The sequence below is a fragment of the Parasphingopyxis algicola genome (assembly GCF_013378075.1).
GTDB classification, from domain to species: domain Bacteria; phylum Pseudomonadota; class Alphaproteobacteria; order Sphingomonadales; family Sphingomonadaceae; genus Parasphingopyxis; species Parasphingopyxis algicola.
Map to the genome: position 1 here is coordinate 425,004 of NZ_CP051131.1, position 17,869 is coordinate 442,872.

A 17,869-nucleotide genomic window follows, 5' to 3' on the forward strand; every position below is an offset into this window, starting at 1 on the left:
CGTTTATGAAAGTCTTAATCGTGGGCCGGGGTAAGGGTATGACGATCATGGACCGACAGCGCACCCCTCGCGCCCAACTGCCTTCACATCCTGCGTCGCTCGACCGACAAGCTGTCTGATGGCCGTAATGCGTGCCTTTTACCGGGCGGTGCTGGCCATGGCCGGCCTGGCCGCGCTGTTCAGCGCAAACGCTGCCATGGCGGCCGATGCCTGGGTGCCGGTGTTCGAACGGGCTTGCATATTGAGCAGCGCCGTTCCGCTTGAAGCCACCGAGGCGATAGCGCGGGAAGACGAATTCGCCTGTGACGCCGGCGCAGTCGAGGTGCGCGCCAACCATATCTGGCTGCGCGTCGACGGGCGGGAACTGGACCTGCCCGACGAATCCTTGCGGCTCGAAAGCGACTTCGCGCCGCTCGAGCAGATCAGGATCGCGGTGCGATATGCCGATGGCGGCGTCGAAAGCCGCCGGTTCGATGCGCGGGAGGTCGCCGATTCCTGGACGGCGGGTGCGCGCTTCTCCTTGCCGCTGGCCGAAGGCGGGCGTGCCATCGATGCCGTATTCATCGGGCTCGACCGGCCTTGGTCGACGGCAATCTACACGGCGATGGAGGTTATTACCGAACCCTCCGCCGAGCGGCAGCGCTACAGCCGGTCCGTCCTGTTCGCCATCTATTGCGGGCTGACGCTCGTCCCGATCCTCTACAGCCTCGCCTTCTACCTGTTCATGCGATACCGCTTCATGCTGCTCCATGCGATGATGGCGGCCGGCATCCTCGTCTATACCTTTGCCTCTTCCAACCTCATGATGCACTTCTTTCCGGACACGACCCTGTGGGTCCGGCTGATGACCTCCTATGCATCCCTCTCCTTCGCCGTCGGCATGTTCGGCTTCTTCGCGGTCTCGTTTGTGGAAAAGGGCATGCTGACGCGGCGGGAGCGCATTGCCGCCTGGGCGGTCAGCGGTGTGCTGATCGCCAATACGGTTTTCATGTTGACCATCGCCCGGGACCTGCCCTTCGTTGCGCGGAACATCTATCACGCCGCCTATGCGCCGGCGGTGGTCGTTTTCGCCGTCCTGATCTTTCGCATACTTCGGCGCCGGAGTCGCGCCGGCCTGTTCCTGTTCGGCGGCTGGGCGTTTACCAGCGTTATCGCGATCGACCGGATCGCACGCGGGCTCGACGTCTATATCCTCCCTGCCGAAATGGATTTTTCGCTCTATTTCGGTCTGACGATCGAGGCGATCGTGACGGCGTTCGGCGTGGCCGACCGGTTCGTCGTCCTGCGGCGCGAACGCGATGACGAGATCGCCCGCGAGATCGAGCAGGAGCGGCAGGCCGTGACCGACGAGCTGACCGGCCTGCCCAATCGGCGCGCCTTCGATCTCGCGCTGCGGGACGAGCCGGAGGGTGCCCTTGCGATCGTCGATCTCGACCGGTTCGGGAGGACCAACGAACTGCACGGCCGGCAGATCGGCGACAATGTACTTCGGACGCTTGGCAACCTGTTGCGCGAGACCGAGGCCAAGGGTCAATGCAACTGTGTGTATCGCCTCGACGGCGACAGGTTCGCGGTGTTCTTCGATGTTCGCGATGCCGAAAAAGCCGCGCTCCGCGCCGAGGCGCTGCGGCATATGGCGATCGTGCGGATCGGCCAGGCCTTTCCGTCTATCGAGGACATGATCACCGTGAGTATCGGCGTCGCGATGACGGCCGGTCAAGACATCGGGAAACTCCGGAGCGCGGCCTATTCGGCGCTTGCGGACGCGAAGCGGCAGGGCCGCAATCGCATCGCAGTGTCGGTCGGCGATTCCGGCCCGCACCGGGCGCCGAACCTCAATGAAAAACCGGTCTAGCCGGCAAATGCGAAGGGCGTCATCGCCAACGATGACGCCCTTGCCCGAAACAAAGCCGATCAGGCGAGACGGCCGCGCATCTCGATCGGCTGCGCCATGTTGAAGAAATTGGGCGATGTCGCCTGCACCGCGGCGTGGATTTCTTCATATTGTTCGCGGGCCCCGTCGCCTTCCATGGTGACCATGTAGTCGATCCGGCGATAGCCCGGCGGCACGCTCTCATCGAGGCCGAGAAAGCCGCGCAGGTCGAGCTCGCCCTTTGTTTCGATCCGGCAGGCCGTCAGCGTGATGCCGCGGATCGCCGCCTGCGCGACATAGCCGACCATCATGCAGGCATTGACGCCGCTCATGAGCAGCTCCTGCGGATTGGGCGCGCTGTTGGTGCCGAGTAGCTCGGGCGGTTCGTCGGCGACGATCTTGAAGCGACGTTCCATCCGCTCGCCGCCGAACGTGTAGCCGTCGACGGTCGATTCCGAGCGCGTCTGTCCCGTCCATTCTGTCTTGACGCCGAATTCGACGGCGCCGCAACCGGGGTCCTTCTTGATCGCCTCCACGGTCTCTTCGAGCGCGTCGAGATCGATATCGTTGACGGTGTTCTTTTCAGTAACGTCCAGCATGGTCATTCTCCTTGGTTGCCGTCGTGATCAGCAGAAAACAGGCGCGACTTCGGCAATGCGGTCACGCGCTGCGGGGGACATCGCCGCGAGCGTCGCGACGAATTGCGGGTGGGTCATGCCCGATCCGAGATAGGTCCAGCGCAACGCCTGGTGCTGTTGCGTCGCCAGCTCTTCGCGTTCGGCGTCGCCGAGCGTGCGGCCGGTGGCGCGTTCGAAGGCGTCGAGGTTGAACCCGGTTTGCGTCTTGAGGCCCTCGTCGAGGAACATGCCGATGTCGAGATAACCGTCGATCGCTTTCTGGACCCCGGCTTCGTCGCGACCTTCGACCAGCGCGCCGACCATCAACGTGTCGAGCTTCGCGTGCTGGGCCTCCTCGATCCAATGATGTTTCAAGAGGCTCTTGAACAGCGGATCGAGCCCGCTGTCGTCGCGAGCGCTCTCGACATAGTGGCGCTGCGTCATCCATTCGATGTGGAGAATGACGAGCGCGACGCTGAGCGGATCGTGGCCAAGCACTTCGTCGGCCACGGCTTCGGGCGGACCTATCATCGCGCAATCGGTGCCGAAATCTTCGGTGAAGCGGGCATGGAACCGCTTGAACAGGTCGATATGCTTGGCTTCCTCGCCGGCAAAGGCGAGCAGCGCGCGGACCCGGGCGTCGTCGCCATTGAGCTGCGGCCGGGCATGATCGAGCACGAAGGGCAGAATGAACTCTTCGACGAGCCCGAATATCTGGAGATATTCGTGGCCGCGAATATGGTTCATCACGCGCCGTTCGTCCACGGAAAGCGTGTCGATCGCCGCCGTGCGGGCGAGGCCTTCGGGCAGAAAGGGACGGCCGAAATCAAGCCGCGCGCCGTCCGGCAGGACATCGCCGATCTGCCAGGCGACCCGGTTCGATGTGGCGAGGATTTTTTCGAAGCTGAAATCTTGAAACATGGTTGATCTCCGATGTTGGATGATGTTGGAGGGGAGGGCAGTCTGACGGCCGCCCTCCCGGCGACGGGCGCGGTGGGCAAAAGGGAGAGCGGCCGCGCCCATCGTTCTCGGGGTCAGGCGAAAGCGCTCGCCTGGGCGGCGAACACGGCCAGCAAGCCACTGCTCACGATGAAAGTCGTCAGGCAGGCTGCAACGGCGAAGACCGGCGAGAACTGATTCGATACGGGGTTGTTCATGGGTGCCTCCTATCGGCTGATGCCCATTGGCTACCGGAGCCGCCGTCGCGGCGCTTGGAGGAGAACTGGAGATATTCGGTAGAAATACCGGATATCGCCTATATCGGACTGCCATGATCTACCGATTCGCCGGATTCGAACTCGACGAAGCGCGGTTTGAGCTGCGCCGCGCCGGCGAACCTCTCGCCGCCGAGCCGCAGGTTCTGTCGCTGCTCATCCTGCTCGTCGAAAACCGCGATCGGCTGATTTCGAAGGACGAAGTGATCGAAAAGGTCTGGGACGGGCGTTTCGTGTCCGACGCCGCGGTGACGAGCCGGATCAAGTCGGCCCGGCGGCTGTTGGGCGATGACGGGCGCCAGCAGCGCTATATCCGGACCGTTCACGGAAAGGGTTTTCGCTTCGTCGGCGAGGTCGAGGAAAACGAGCCTGTCCAGACGCCGAGCGTTGCCGATGCGCCGACCGCTGCAGTGCCGGGTGCCGACCGGCAGCAGCGGATCGAGTTCTGCTCTGCCGCGGACGGCACGGGTCTTGCCTATAGTTGCGTCGGCGAGGGGGCCCCGCTGATCAAGACCGCCAATTGGCTCCACCATTTGGGCTGCGAATGGGAAATCCCGATCTGGCGGCATATGGCCGGTGCCCTTGCCAAACACAGGCGGCTGATCCGGTTCGATGGTCGGGGGAGCGGGTTGTCGGACTGGAAGGTCGATGATCTCTCCTTCGACGCTTTCGTCGATGACATCGGCGTCGTGGCCCAAGCTGCGAGCGCATCGCGTTTCGACCTGATCGGAACCGCGCAAGGTTGCGCCATGGCGATCGCCTATTGCGTTCGCCATCCCGAAAAGGTTCAGCGATTGGTGCTCTATAACGGCTATGCAACCGGTTGGCGGTTGCGCGGCGCCGCAGAGGAAATCGCGCGGCGGGAAGCTCTCCTCACCTTGTCGAGAAGCGGATGGGGGCGGGAAAACTCCGCCTTCCGCCAGATGTACACGTCGTTACATTTTCCGGACGCGTCGGCCGAACAGGCGGACTGGTTCACCGAGTTGCAGCGTGTTTCCGTCTCTCCCGAGACCGTCCAGCGCTACGAGGACATGATCGCCGATATCGACGTGCGTGCATTGCTGCCCGAGGTTCGGGTGCCGACGCTGATATTCCATTCGCGCGACAACAAGGCGGTGCCGTTCGAGGCCGGACGCGAATTGGGCCAGGCGATCCCCGGCGCCAGCTTCGTCGCGCTCGACAGTCCCAATCATCTGCTTTTCGAGAACGAGCCGGCATGGATCAAGTTCACCGCCAATTTGTGGGACTTTTTGACAGAGGATGACGTGCCATTGCACTCGTCGGCCGCTGAAAAGGAGCCGGACGGATTTTGAGGGGCAGACGTTGATGATCTATCGCTTCGATCATTTCGTTTTGGACGCGGCGCGCTTCGAACTGCGTCGCAAGGGAGAAATGCTCGCCGCCGAGCCACAAGTGCTTTCGTTGCTGATCCTGCTCGTCGAGAGTCGCGACCGGCTCGTCACCAAAGAAGAACTGATCGAACGGGTCTGGAAGGGACGGATCGTCTCGGATGCGGCGGTGACGAGCCGGATCAAGTCGGCGCGCCAGCTTCTCGGCGACGATGGCCGCCAGCAGCGTTATATCCGAACCATCCATGGCAAGGGTCTGCGCTTCGTCGGCGATGTCGAGGAAAGCGAGCCCGTCCAGACGCAAAGCGTTGCCGATACAGAGACCGCCGCAACGCCGGGTTCCTGGCAGCAGCAGCGCGTCGAGTTCTGCACGGCCGCCGACGGCACGGGCCTTGCCTATAGCTGCGTCGGCGATGGCCCCCCGCTGGTCAAGACGGCGAATTGGCTCAACCATCTCGAATATGAATGGGAAAGCCCGATCTGGTCCCACTGGATCCACGAGCTTTCGCGCGAGCACAGGCTGTTGCGCTATGACGAGCGCGGCAACGGGCTTTCCGACTGGAAGGTCGAGGATATGAGCTTCGAGGCTTTCGTCGACGATCTCGAAACCGTCGTCGCGGCCGCCGGCTTCGACGGCTTCGATCTGTTCGGCATCTCGCAGGGCTGCGCGGTCTCGATCGCCTATGCCGTGCGCCATCCCGAGCGTGTCAGGAGCCTGATCCTCCACGGCGGCTATGCGACGGGCTGGAAGGTGCGGTCCGATCCCGAAGAGGTCGCGCGGCGCGAGGCGATGATCACGCTGACCAAATCGGGTTGGGGGCAGGACAATCCGGCCTATCGCCAGATGTTCACGACGCTCTATGTGCCCGACGCCAGCCACGAGGAGGCCGACTGGTTCAACGAGCTGCAGCGGATCTCGGCCTCGCCCGAGTCCGCGATCCGGCTGCAGGACGCGCTCGCGCGGATCGACGTCCGCGATCTGCTAGGTCAGGTCCGCATACCGACGATTGTCTTCCATTCGCGCGAGGATGCGGTGGTCCCCTTCGATTCCGGGCGCTTCATGGCGAAGAAAATCCCCGGCGCGCGTTTCGTCGCCCTCGACAGCAAGAACCATCTGTTGCTCGAGCACGAGCCGGCTTGGCGCAAATTTGTGGCGACGATGCGCGAATTTCTGGCAGAGCAGGAGGGCTAGCCGGCGGCGGGCCACCGGTCTGCACAATCCGGAGAGAGCGGCCGATGGGCCGAGTTGACGCGGCACCGCCGGCTGCGCACAAAGGGACTCAGGCATTTAACGTTTACGTTAGAGGAAAGTTATGGCCAGCTCCGCAGCGATCAGCCCCACCGACAAACAGGCGATACTGGCCAAATATGCCGAAGAGCGGGACAAGCGCCTGCGCGCGGACGGCAACGATCAGTATCTCGAGCTCAAGGGGCAGCTCGCCCATTATGCCGACGATCCCTATGCCGAACGGACCGAGCGCGCACCGCTGACCGATCATGTCATTTACGCCTTTATCGGCGGCGGTTTTTCCGGGCTCGTCTCGGGCGCGCGGCTGAAGGAAGCGGGGGTCGACGATATCCGCATCCTCGAAAAGGGCGGCGATTTCGGCGGCACCTGGTACTGGAACCGCTATCCGGGCGCGCAATGCGACACGGCCTCGATGGTCTATATGCCGCTGCTCGAAGAGACCGGGCATATGCCGAGCGAAAAATACGTCCATGCACCGGAAATCCTCGAACATTGCCAGCGGATCGGCGAGCATTACGATCTCTACGACAAGGCGGTCTTCCACACCAAAGTGGAGTCGATGGTCTGGGAAGGCGCGCGGTCTCGCTGGCGGATCACGACCGACCGGGGCGACGATTTCACTGCCGATTTCGTCGGCCTCGGTACCGGGCCGCTCCATGTGCCGAAGCTTCCCGGCATTCCCGGTATCGAGAGCTTCCGGGGTCACAGCTTCCATACGAGCCGCTGGGATTACGACTATACCGGCGGCGATCCGGACGGCGCACTGCTCGACAAGCTGGCCGACAAGCGGGTTGCGATCATCGGCACGGGCGCAACCGCGGTACAGATCGTCCCGCATCTCTCGCGCGCGGCGAAAGAGGTGTTCGTCGTCCAGCGCACGCCTTCCTCCATCGATATCCGCAACAATGAATCCATCGATCCGGATTGGTTTTCCGAAATCGCCACCGAAGGCTGGCAGAAACGCTGGCTCGACAATTTCACCGCGAACCAGGGCATCGGCCATGCGACCGAGGATCTGGTGCAGGACGGCTGGACCGATCTCACGCGCCGTTTCCGCGAACGGATCAAGGACCTGCCGCCCGACCAGATGACGGTCGAGAATATGCTCGCCGCCTGGGAGGATGCCGACCTCCAGAAAATGACCGAGATCCGCGCGCGCGTCGACGAACTGATCGCCGATCCGGACACGGCGGAGGATCTGAAAGCCTGGTACCGCCAGCTCTGCAAGCGGCCCTGCTTCCACGACGAATATCTGCAGGCTTTCAACAATCCCGACACGCATCTGATCGATACGGACGGGAAGGGCGCGGAGCGGATCACGGAGAAGGGCGTGGTCGTCGCGGGCGAGGAATATGAAGTCGATTGCATCATCTACGCCACGGGCTTCGAGGTCGGCACGACGCTGGAGCGGCGCATGGGCTTCGACCCGGTCGGCCGCGACGGCCTGACCCTGGCCGAGGCCTGGGAAGACGGCATGCGCTCGAAACACGGCATCCACGTCCATGGCTTTCCCAACCTGTTCCTCGTCCAGTCCGCCCAGGGCGCACATCTCATTTCCAACTATCCGCACAATCTCGTCGAATGCGCCCGCGCGATCGCGATCATGATCGCCCATGCGCGGGAGACCGGCGCAAAGGAGGTCGAGGTGACAAGGCAAGCGCAGGACCAGTGGGTCGCGCTGCTGATGACCGGACCCGGCATGGTCATCGGCTCGACCGAATGCACGCCCGGCTATTACAACAATGAAGGCCAGCCGACCGAGGAATCCAAATATTTCGTCGGCTATCCCCATGGCGCCCAAGCCTATTTTGCGTATCTGGACGGGTGGCTGAACAGCGGCGAATTCGAGGGCGTGGAGTTTCGCTAAATCCTCCCCGGTACGGGGAGGGGGACCGCGCTTGCGCGGTGGAGGGGTCTCCGGTGGTTGCGGTTGAGCCATGACCCCTCCGTCAGCCCTCCGGGCTGCCACCTCCCCGTGCCGGGGAGGATTTCGCTAAGTTCCCGCCCGGTTGACACTGGTTGACACACGGCGGGGGTCTGCCGGGTAATCCTATCCAAAGTTGACAAAGTAGACGCACAGCGGGGCGAGCAGCTCAGGTGCTGACCCGGCAACGGGGACCGGGTGCAAGAGATCGACGGGTTCAAAGAGCGCGCCGCAGAATAGCAGGGCAGGGCGTGTGTAGGACAGGGAAATCGATGGGCCATCCCTAACGGGGTGCGCAACGTCTTCCGTCTCTCTCAGGCCGATGAAAATTTGTGTTTTATCGTGGAGTGGCAGTAGAATTGCCGGAGCAGTTATGGGGCCTTTGTCGCAGTTCGCAGTGGCGAAGGTGCGTCGACATGCTAAATCGGACAAATGTTTGATCATGAAGACATCGAAAAATATGCTCTCATAGACGTTCCACTGAACCGAGACATCTATTTAATGGGCGAGGAGTGGATGGCTGAATACGACCGCATGTTGATACGGGGTCTATCCGGTGGCGAGTGGGGAAATCCAGGTTACATCTCATATGCTGCAGCTCGGCGAGCAACCGAAGATGGGATTGAAATCTCATGGTATCCTAACATTTTTGATCGCTTTCATCAGGTACGAGTTTATCTGCCGAAGCGACATTTCGTTCGTTGTGTCAGTTGTATCACAGCTGATGAGAAGCCACGAATTTTCGTCAAAGACGACTGGCTGAATAACCTCTATCTTCGAACGTACTCCGTTTTCGCACTGGTTGATGCGGTGGGAGTGAAGAAGGCTCTAGCAGAAGATAGACTATCGGCCGATCGGCTGGCGTCGCTTCAAGGTCACATTGATGATCTCGCGAGCAAGCACACTGATCTCGCTTTTGTCTCTTTCGCCGATAGCTTGATAGTGAAAACCAACTGGTCGGTTGGAACCTTCGATACCGACGTTCAGTACACCTACGAGCCAGAGAAGATAATTCACGTGCTCCCTGAGCTGGAAAAGGCATATCTGAATACCCTAGGGCTTCCAATCTACGCTGTCGTAAGTCAGGGTTACAACGAGTTCTATCACCACGAACTGATCCATCGTTCTGTTAGCGGCAATCACATTTCGCTTAACAGTCTGGGCCTCCCGTTCGCGCAACTTCAATCAATTGAAAGTGCAGCGAGAAAAGCTATTCGAGCTGGCGAACATGATCCAGCCCAGCTATATATGGACGATCATTTCTTCAGATCTTTACGGATGAAATTCGAGTTCGACAAGGATAAGGAACCGAAGAATCCATATTTAGCGCCGATGTCGTCAGATCCGGGCGAATACGTAAGGTCTTCTTTTTCAAGAGTAATTGATAACCTGAAAGAAGATTAGGCTACCTCCCGCTTCCCGACCCCCGCGTCCTTCGCCCGTTCCTCATTCAGCATTTCCGCCAGCAGGAAGGCCAGTTCGATGCTCTGGCCCGCGTTGAGCCGCGGGTCGCAATGGGTGTGGTAGCGGTCGGCGAGATTCTGTTCGGTCACGTCGATGGCGCCGCCCGTGCATTCGGTGACGTCCTGGCCGGTCATCTCGCAATGGATGCCGCCGCCATAGGTGCCCTCGGCGCGGTGGACGGCGAAGAAGCCGCGGACCTCGTCGAGTATGCGGTCGAAGGGGCGGGTCTTGTAGCCGGTGGCCGCCTTGATCGTGTTGCCGTGCATCGGATCGCAGGACCAGATCACCGGATGGCCCTCGGCCTTGACCGCGCGGACGAGCGGAGCGAGGCCCTCTTCGACCTTGTCATGGCCGAAACGGCTGATCAGCGTGACGCGGCCCGGCGAGCGCTCGGGATCGAGCGTGTCGAGCAGTTTGAGCAGATCGTCGGGATCGAGGCTGGGCCCGCATTTCATGCCGATCGGATTGGCGATCCCGCGGAAATATTCGACATGGGCGGAATCTTCGAACCGCGTGCGGTCACCGATCCAGACAAAATGGGCCGAGGTGTCGTACCAGTCGCCGGTTTCGCTGTCGCGGCGGGTCAGCGCCTGCTCGTAGGGGAGCAGCAGCGCCTCGTGCGAAACGTAGAATTGCGTGCCGTTGAGCTGGGGCACCCGGTCGGCGTCGATGCCGCAGGCGTCCATGAACTGAAGCGCATCGCCGATCCGGCCGGCCAGTTCCTCGAACTTCTGTGCCCAGGGGCTTTTGCCCATGAAATCGAGCGTCCAGCTATGGACCTGGTGCAGGTTGGCATAGCCTCCGCTCGCATAGGCGCGCAGCAGGTTCAGCGTCGCCGAAGCCTGCGAATAGGCGCGGATCATGCGCTGCGGATCGGGTATGCGGGACTCTTCGCTAAACCCGATATCGTTGACGATATCGCCGCGATAGGAGGGGAGCGCGACGCCATCCTGCTCCTCGACATCCGAGGAACGCGGCTTGGCGAACTGCCCGGCCATGCGGCCGACCTTCACGACCGGAACCTTCGAAGCATAGGTGAGGACGACCGCCATCTGCAGGATGACGCGGAACGTATCGCGGATATTGGTCGGGTTGAACTCGGCGAAGCTTTCCGCGCAATCGCCGCCCTGGAGCAGAAAGGCCTTGCCTTCGGCCACTTCGGAGAGGTCGGTGCGCAGCTGTTTGGCTTCGCCTGCAAAGATCAGCGGCGGATAATTGGCGAGCGTGGTTTCGACATCGGCGAGCGCCGCCATATCGTCATAAGCGGGCATCTGGATGCCGTTGGCCTCTCTCCAACTATCCGGGCGCCAGCTATCGGGTGTCCATTGCTTCGTCATCGGCCAAATCACTCATATTCCTGCCTGTGGATAAATCCATGCGGCACTGCACAAGCGATTGCAACGGGGTTTTGCTTTCGAGCTGGCTAGCGGTGATTTACTCGCTCTCACGGAAACTGGGGCCAATAGCCCTCCCCCTTGATGGGGGAGGGTTGGGTGGGGGTGAACCCTCCGGAAGCGATACCGCCAGCCGACCGGTCACCCCGCCCCTAACCCCTCCCCATCAAGGGGAGGAGGATTGAAACCCATGCTAAGCGGTGCTTACCCAATTGCCGTGGAAGCCGGGCGGGATGCGATGGGGCAAGTGGATCGTCGCGACCGGATCGCCGGCGAAGTTCGCGGCGTCGAGGATCACGAAATCGGTGCTGTCGTCGTTCATGTCGACGACCAGGCCGACGAGCCAGCCTTCGTCCTCGCCGTCTCCGCGCGGGACGAAGACGAACTCGCCCGGATGGCGCTTCGGCCCGAAATCGTGGACCTGTCGTTGGCCGCTTTCCACATCATATTTGAAGAGCCGGGTGTCGTTGATGAGACCGGGCGTGTCCTCGCTGCCTTCGGCGGCCATGCAATAGGCGAAGCGATAGGGCTTGCCGGCCAGCCGCTCGTCGAAGCGCGGAAATTCCTGGTTCGTGGCATCGATGACCGTGCGCGCGACGCGGCCGCCCCTGGCGTCGATCGTCCAGCGTTCGAACGCGCTTTTCGAACCGTCCGGGCCGTCATGGCCGTCGGCGAACATGTGATTATGGGCGACGACGTCCATCACCACCGAACCGTCCTCGCGTTCGAAGGCGTTGGCCGGGTGGAAGACATAGCAGGGCTCGACATCGTGCCAGACGATATCGGCATCGGTGCCCGTGCGCGGCATCAGCCCGATCCGCGCCCTGTGCTCGGGATTCCACCGATAGGGGAAGGGATGGCCGGCCATCAGCGTCTTCATTGAGAAGGTGACGGGCAGGTCCATGATGATCGCGTAATTCTTGGTGATCGCGCAATCATGGATGCTCGGGCCGTGCTCGACTGTGATCGGCTCTTCGCGGACGACTGTGCCGTCCGGCCCGACGACCGTGTGCCAGACCGTATCCATCGTATCGGCTTTGTAGCAGATCGCGTGCATCTCGCCGGTATCGGGATCGAGATGCGGATGGGCGGAGAAGGGGCCTTTCAGCGTGCCGTCGAAAGGATTGATCGCCAGGGTTTCGAGTTCGTCGTCGAGCTCGACCGGGCTGTTGCCGGCCTCGACGATCGCCCAGGTGCGGCCATTCTGGCCGACGATATTGGTGTTGGCGTTGCCCGGTTCCCGGTCTTCGGGGCAGGGAACCGGCTGCTCGCCCAGTGCTTCGCTGACGTCGCCCGAGCGGATCCAGCGGTTGCGATACCATTCGGCCTTGCCGTCCGTGATGCGCAGGCCATGCGCCATGCCGTCGCCGACGAACCAGTGATAGGTCGCCGGTTTGGGCGGGGTCACCGGGTTGGGGCCGATCCGCAGATAGCGGCCATCGAGTTCGGCCGGGATCTCGCCGTCGACCGAAAGCTCGGTCAGCGTCAGCTCTTCCGTCATCGGTTTGTGGACGCCGGTGAGATAGGGATGGTCGTCGCTGCGCGTCTTGAGCGCGGCGCTGACCTTCGAGACGCCGACGATGCCGGTCGTCACGGTCTTGCGGATGGTCTTTTCGATGACGCTGGCCATGGCGGATGTCCTTGCTTGTAGGGAGCGGGTGATTCGCTATGTTGACACTGTTAACGCAGCAATGGTAACAGTGTCAACATGAAAAAGACGGCCATCAACAAAAGCTATCATCATGGTGATCTGCGCAGCGCGCTGATCGATACCGGACTGCGCCTTCTCGAGACGAAGGCGGGCGGCGATATCGGGCTGCGCGAGGTGGCGCGAGAAACCGGCGTCAGCGCCACCGCCGTCTACCGGCATTTCCCGGACAAGGATGCGCTGCTCACCGCGCTGGCGATCGAGGGGTTCGAGAAGCTCGCGGACGACCAGGAGGCCGCGGCCGTGCGGCATAAGGCCCGGGACGCGGCGTTTCGCGCCATCGGCCAGGCCTATGTGCATTTCGCGCTCGCCCATCCGGCGCTGTTCCGGCTGATGACGAGCTATATGCACCTGACCGGCGAATGCGATCGCAACAGCGTCGTCGGCGACAATCGCGCCGGGCGGCTGCTGAAGGAGAATATCGCGGCGCTCATGCCGGCCGACGCCAGCGCGCGCGATCGGGAGGTCGCGGCGATCCAGTCGGTGGCGCTGGTCCACGGGCTCGCCCAGCTCGTGCTCGCCGGACAGGTGCCCAACGATCCGGCGCTGATCGACGCCGCCGTCGATCAGTTCGGGGGCTGGAAGCGCTAGGTCCCGACCCTAGGCGCCCGGGACGCCGAGCGCGCGCGCCGAAGCGTTGATCCGTTCGAGCTGGGCCGAATTGCCGGCAAAGGCCTCGCGCGCCCGCCGCCAGGCATCGCCGGCCTGAGACGTCTGGCCCAGCTGCATCCGCGACCGAATCAACATGATCCAGCCATCGGCATCGTTGGGGTTGCGCGACAGGCGTTCGTCGAGACCGTTGACCATATTCTCGATCATCATCTCCTGCTGGCCCTGCGGCAGCTGGCTGGCCGAGCGCATCTGCTCGGGCGTCGGCCCCGGAATACCTTGCGTCGCTGCTGCCGGCACATTGCTTTGCGCCGCGGTTCCGGGCGGTGGGACACGGCCGCTGACATCAATGCCTTCCTCTTCCGAAACCTGGGCGATCAGCCGGCGCAGATCGCCTTCCCAGGGAGCGCCGGCGGGCGTGTCGCGGAGCAGCGCGATCCAATCGTCGATCGCCGCCGCGTGATCGCCGGCCATATCCTGGCGAACGCCTTCGAAATAGCGGGCCCGCGGATCGGCGGGGTCGAGCTCGAGCGCGCGGGCGAAAGCCTGTTGCGCCGCTTCGGGGAAATCGCCATTGGCCGCGAGCGCCAGCGCCTCGCCGCGGGCCGAGTGATAGCGCGCGAGCGTTGGATTGAGGGCGCTGGCTTCGCCATAGGCGCCGGCCGCGTCGGCGTAGCGGCCGGTCTGGAAATAGGAGAGGCCGAGCAGCGCCCAGCCTTCCTCGTCCTCGGGATTGGCCTCCAGCCGTGCTTCGAGCCTCGGGATAGCCACATCGAAATCGCTGTTGTTCATGGCTTCGGCCTGCGCCGAACCCTGCGGCGCGCCGCTTTCCGCAGCTCCCTGATCATCGCCGCGCGCGATCGCGAAGCCGATCGAAAAGGTCGCGATCGCCGCCGCCGCGATCAATACGTAGCGCGCGAGTCCGCCGGTCTTTCCGGCCTCCGATTCCCGCGATTCGCCCATGATTTCCACCTTCTATAAATTTGCCGCTCCTATCTAGCTTGTCCCCGCAAAGATGATAGAGTGGTGACAGGGCGCACAGACATGCTGGCGGAAACCGGGCAAACTCGGCCGTCGACTATGCTTGCCCAAGGGGCAGGGGGGAAATGTGGCGGACGCCTATCGTATCGCTATCATCGGTTCGGGCCCGGCCGGTCTGAGTGCGGCGGGACGCGCCGCGCAACTCGGTCTTTCGCATATTCTGCTCGAAAAGACCGACCATCTCTCCGATACCATCTACAAATATCAGAAGGGCAAGCATGTGATGGCGACCCCGAGCCAGCTCGTGCTGCGCTCGGACATGGATTTCGATGCCGGCAAGCGCGAGGCCGTGCTCGGCACCTGGGACGAACAGGCCGCGACCCAGGGCGTCAATGTGCGGCTCAATTCCGAGGTGGCGGCGATCGAGGGGGACGCCGGCAATTTCCGGATCGCGCTGGCCGATGGCGAAACGATTGCGGCCGAGAATGTCGTGCTGGCGATCGGCACGCAGGGCAACCCGAATACGCTGCGCATCCCGGGCGGCGATCTGCCCCTTGTCCAGTATCAGCTCGACGATCCCGGCGAATATGTGGACGAACATATCACGGTGATCGGATCGGGCGATGCCGGGATCGAGAACGCGCTGGGCCTGGCCGCCGATCCCGAACAGGGCAATAGCGTCACGATCCTCAACCGGTCCGCCGAATTCGCGCGCGCCAAGGACGCCAATGTCAAATTGCTGACGACCGCCGGCGAGCAGGGCCGCATCAACATCATGACGGAAACCTCGCCGGCCGAACTGCTGCCGGGCGAGATCCTGCTCGACACGCGGGACGGCCAGACGAAGATCCGCTGCGATCGCGTGATAGCCCGGATCGGATCCGCCCCGCCGCGCAAGTTCGTCGAAGCCTGCGGCGTCGAATTCGCCAGCGAGGATCGCGAGGCGTTCCCCAAGCTTTCGCCCGCCTTTGAATCGACGAAGAACGGCGTCTTCGTCATCGGCGCGCTGGCCGGCTATCCGCTGATCAAGCACTGCATGAACCAGGGCTATGATGTCGTGGAGTTCATCAACGGCAACACCGAGCTGAAACCTGCCGACGAACCCTTGCTCGAGGCGAAGTTCCACGGTTTGCCGGGGGGGCAGTCGGTCGAGCAGTGGCTCGATTTCCTGCGCGCCCGGGTGACGATCCTCAACGAGCTTTCGCCGCTTCAGATGCGCGAGTTCATGCTGGATTCCGAGGTTCATTTCTTCCGCAAGGGCCAGACGATCTTCGAAAAGAACGAGCCCGGTTCGTCGATCTTCGGCATTGCCCAGGGCGGCGTTCTCGTCGAGCTGAGCGAAAGCGACCGGTCGCTGACCCAGGGGATCGAGGAAGGGTCTATCTTCGGCGAAGTCGGCCTCGTTTCGGGGCGCCGCCGCGGGGCGACCATCCGCGCGGCCGAGGACACGATCGTCGTCGAGATTCCGCGCATGGCGACGCTGAAACTCATGGCGTCCGTGCCCGCCGCCCGGCGCGCCGTCACCAACATTTCGACCGAACGGCAATTGCTCCAGATGTTCGGCTCCGGCCTCAAGTCGGAGGACCTGGTCGATGTCATGAAGACGGCTGAAATCCTGCATGTGAAGGCGGGCGAAGCGATTATCGAGGAGGGCGATGACGGCATCGATCTGTTCGTCATCCGCTCGGGCTCGATGGTCGTGGAAAAGATGGTCGGCCGCAAACCGGTGTTCCTCTCCTATCTCCCGGCCGGTTCCTATGTTGGCGAAATGGCGCTGCTCGACGATCAGCCCCGAACGGCAACCGTGCGAGCGGCGATCAAGTCCGAGGTCATCCGGATTGACGGCCATGCGTTTCGCGCGCTGCTCGAGCGGAAACCCAAACTGCTCGAACGGGCGCGCCGCGAAATGGAATCGCGTGAGAATGTCACCAATTTCGTCGAGGCGAAGAAGGACAGTTTTTCCGGCGTCGTAGACATGTACAGCTCGGTCGCGTCCTTCCTCATCGAGAACGGCATCGGCGAAGCGACCGACGTCCTGTTGATCGACGAGAATCTCTGCGTCGGTTGCGACAATTGCGAAAAGGCCTGTGCCGACAGCCATGACGGGCTTTCGCGGCTCGATCGCGAGGCCGGACGCACCTATGCGCATCTCCACGTGCCGACCAGTTGCCGCCATTGCGAACATCCGCACTGTATGGCCGACTGCCCGCCCAATGCGATCCATCGCGGCGACGATGGCGAGGTGTTCATCGACGAAACCTGTATCGGCTGCGGCAACTGCCAGCGCAACTGTCCCTATGGCGTGATCCGGATGGAAAAGGTCCCGCCGCCCAAACCGTCGCTGCTCAGCTGGCTGTTCTTCGGTTCGGGGCCGGGGCCCGGCGAGCCGGACCATGACTGGATCGAGGAGCGGGTGTCCGATGATACGCCCAAAGTAGCGATCAAATGCGATATGTGCGCCGGGATAGACGGCGGGCCCGCCTGTGTGCGGGCCTGTCCGACCGGCGCCGCGATCCGCGTCGCGCCCGAGGAATTCCTGTCGGTTGCCCGGCTTGAGACGGAGCAGAGCTGATCATGGCGACGCGGCGCGCGGACATGGAGCCTGATTTCGCCGGACCCGGCGAAATCGAACGGTCGAAGATCGCCGCCGGAGCGCAGCATGAGGGCTTCCTGCGCTATCGCCGCGGCTATTGGGGCAAGATGGCGCTCGCGATCTCGGTCACGCTGATTGCGATGTACCTGCTGATCGATGTCGAGCCGCGCCACAATGGCGGCAGCTGGCTCGGCTACACGCTCGGCACGGTCGGCGTCGGACTCATTCTCTGGCTGACCATGCTCGGCGTCCGGAAGCGGGCGATGACGCCCGGCCGATGGTCGCTCAAGGCCTGGACGTCGGCCCATGTCTATCTCGGCCTGTCGCTGATCGTGATCGGCACCCTGCACACCGGTTTCCAGCTCGGCTGGAACGTCCATACCCTGGCCTGGGTGTTGATGATGATCGTCATCGTCACCGGCATATTCGGCATTTCGGTCTATGGCATCCTGCCGCGGCAGCTCAGCAGCAATCGCGACGAGACGACCGAGGCGCAGATGCTCGAAACCGTGGCCGATATCGATCGCCAGCTGTTCGATGCCGCGCAACCGCTGGATGCCGGCGGCGCAGCGGTCGTGCAGGAAGCGCTCGATGAAACGCCTTTCGACGGCGGTTTGTGGCAACGATTGAGCGGCAAATATCGCAGCGGCGGGACGGCGCGGGCACTGGCGGATTTCCGGTCCCGCTCGAGCGCCGGCGATCATCCCCTCGACGAATTGTACGACCGGCTCGAAGCCCTGCTGGCGCGCAAACAGGCGGCGCTTTCGCGGATCCGGCGGCATCTGAGGATCAAGGCGATGCTCCAGATCTGGCTCTACATCCATGTGCCGCTGACCTTCGCGCTGCTCGCCGCGCTTTCGGCGCACATCATCAGCGTGTTTTTCTACTGGTAGG

At 62.7% G+C, this 17,869-nt stretch carries 14 protein-coding genes; 8 read left to right on the top strand and 6 right to left on the bottom strand.

Features of this window, described 5'->3' with window-relative positions; genetic code table 11:
* Positions 1 to 118 precede the first annotated feature (118 nt).
* Positions 119 to 1,855 carry a sensor domain-containing diguanylate cyclase gene (locus HFP57_RS02215; RefSeq protein ID WP_176868234.1) on the top strand — a complete coding sequence of 579 codons (1,737 nt, stop codon included), beginning with the start codon at positions 119 to 121 and terminating at the stop codon, positions 1,853 to 1,855.
* 59 nt (positions 1,856 to 1,914) lie between these two features.
* Here the strand turns inward: HFP57_RS02215 and HFP57_RS02220 are convergent, their stop codons facing one another.
* The 3 genes from HFP57_RS02220 to HFP57_RS18140 form a co-directional block, all read right to left on the bottom strand.
* Positions 1,915 to 2,472 (bottom strand): OsmC family protein, encoded by a 558-nt coding sequence (locus HFP57_RS02220; RefSeq protein ID WP_176868235.1) that lies wholly within the window; start codon positions 2,470 to 2,472, stop codon positions 1,915 to 1,917.
* Between the two features lie 27 nt (positions 2,473 to 2,499).
* Positions 2,500 to 3,411, bottom strand: coding sequence for a diiron oxygenase (locus HFP57_RS02225; RefSeq protein ID WP_176868236.1), 912 nt, complete (start codon positions 3,409 to 3,411; stop codon positions 2,500 to 2,502).
* Positions 3,412 to 3,524: 113 nt separating this feature from the next.
* Positions 3,525 to 3,647 (bottom strand): hypothetical protein, encoded by a 123-nt coding sequence (locus HFP57_RS18140; protein ID WP_281363115.1) that lies wholly within the window; start codon positions 3,645 to 3,647, stop codon positions 3,525 to 3,527.
* Between the two features lie 113 nt (positions 3,648 to 3,760).
* Between HFP57_RS18140 and HFP57_RS02230 the strand changes: the two genes are divergently transcribed.
* The 4 genes from HFP57_RS02230 (at position 3,761) to HFP57_RS02245 (ending at position 9,630) form a co-directional block, all read left to right on the top strand.
* Positions 3,761 to 5,017: an alpha/beta hydrolase gene (locus HFP57_RS02230; protein ID WP_176868237.1), complete on the top strand. Its 1,257-nt coding sequence runs from the start codon at positions 3,761 to 3,763 to the stop codon at positions 5,015 to 5,017.
* 13 nt (positions 5,018 to 5,030) lie between these two features.
* Entirely contained in the window at positions 5,031 to 6,245 is a 1,215-nt protein-coding gene (locus tag HFP57_RS02235; protein WP_176871104.1) for an alpha/beta hydrolase, read from the top strand.
* A 121-nt stretch (positions 6,246 to 6,366) separates the two neighbouring features.
* Positions 6,367 to 8,169 (top strand): flavin-containing monooxygenase, encoded by a 1,803-nt coding sequence (locus tag HFP57_RS02240; RefSeq protein WP_176868238.1) that lies wholly within the window; start codon positions 6,367 to 6,369, stop codon positions 8,167 to 8,169.
* A gap of 489 nt (positions 8,170 to 8,658) precedes the next feature.
* Positions 8,659 to 9,630, top strand: coding sequence for a hypothetical protein (locus HFP57_RS02245; RefSeq protein ID WP_176868239.1), 972 nt, complete (start codon positions 8,659 to 8,661; stop codon positions 9,628 to 9,630).
* Here HFP57_RS02245 and HFP57_RS02250 read toward each other — a convergent pair.
* The gene (locus HFP57_RS02250; protein WP_176868240.1) at positions 9,627 to 11,027 is read right to left on the bottom strand and encodes a class II 3-deoxy-7-phosphoheptulonate synthase; all 1,401 of its coding nucleotides are present in this window, start codon (positions 11,025 to 11,027) and stop codon (positions 9,627 to 9,629) included. The two genes, HFP57_RS02245 and HFP57_RS02250, sit on opposite strands and share 4 nt — an antisense overlap.
* A gap of 250 nt (positions 11,028 to 11,277) precedes the next feature.
* Entirely contained in the window at positions 11,278 to 12,714 is a 1,437-nt protein-coding gene (locus HFP57_RS02255) for an 8'-apo-carotenoid 13,14-cleaving dioxygenase (protein ID WP_176868241.1), read from the bottom strand.
* Positions 12,715 to 12,792: 78 nt separating this feature from the next.
* Between HFP57_RS02255 and HFP57_RS02260 the strand changes: the two genes are divergently transcribed.
* On the top strand, positions 12,793 to 13,383 hold the full coding sequence (locus HFP57_RS02260; RefSeq protein ID WP_176868242.1) for a TetR/AcrR family transcriptional regulator: 591 nt from the start codon (positions 12,793 to 12,795) through the stop codon (positions 13,381 to 13,383).
* A gap of 9 nt (positions 13,384 to 13,392) precedes the next feature.
* On the opposite strand, the gene HFP57_RS02265 is transcribed toward HFP57_RS02260, so the two are convergent.
* Positions 13,393 to 14,364 (bottom strand): tetratricopeptide repeat protein, encoded by a 972-nt coding sequence (locus HFP57_RS02265; protein WP_176868243.1) that lies wholly within the window; start codon positions 14,362 to 14,364, stop codon positions 13,393 to 13,395.
* Between the two features lie 145 nt (positions 14,365 to 14,509).
* Here HFP57_RS02265 and HFP57_RS02270 point away from each other — a divergent pair, with 145 nt between their 5' ends.
* Positions 14,510 to 16,954, top strand: a complete 2,445-nt coding sequence (locus HFP57_RS02270) for a cyclic nucleotide-binding domain-containing protein (RefSeq protein ID WP_176868244.1) — start codon at positions 14,510 to 14,512, stop codon at positions 16,952 to 16,954.
* A gap of 2 nt (positions 16,955 to 16,956) precedes the next feature.
* Positions 16,957 to 17,868 (top strand): hypothetical protein, encoded by a 912-nt coding sequence (locus HFP57_RS02275; protein ID WP_425500724.1) that lies wholly within the window; start codon positions 16,957 to 16,959, stop codon positions 17,866 to 17,868.
* The last annotated feature ends 1 nt before the right edge of the window (position 17,869 follow it).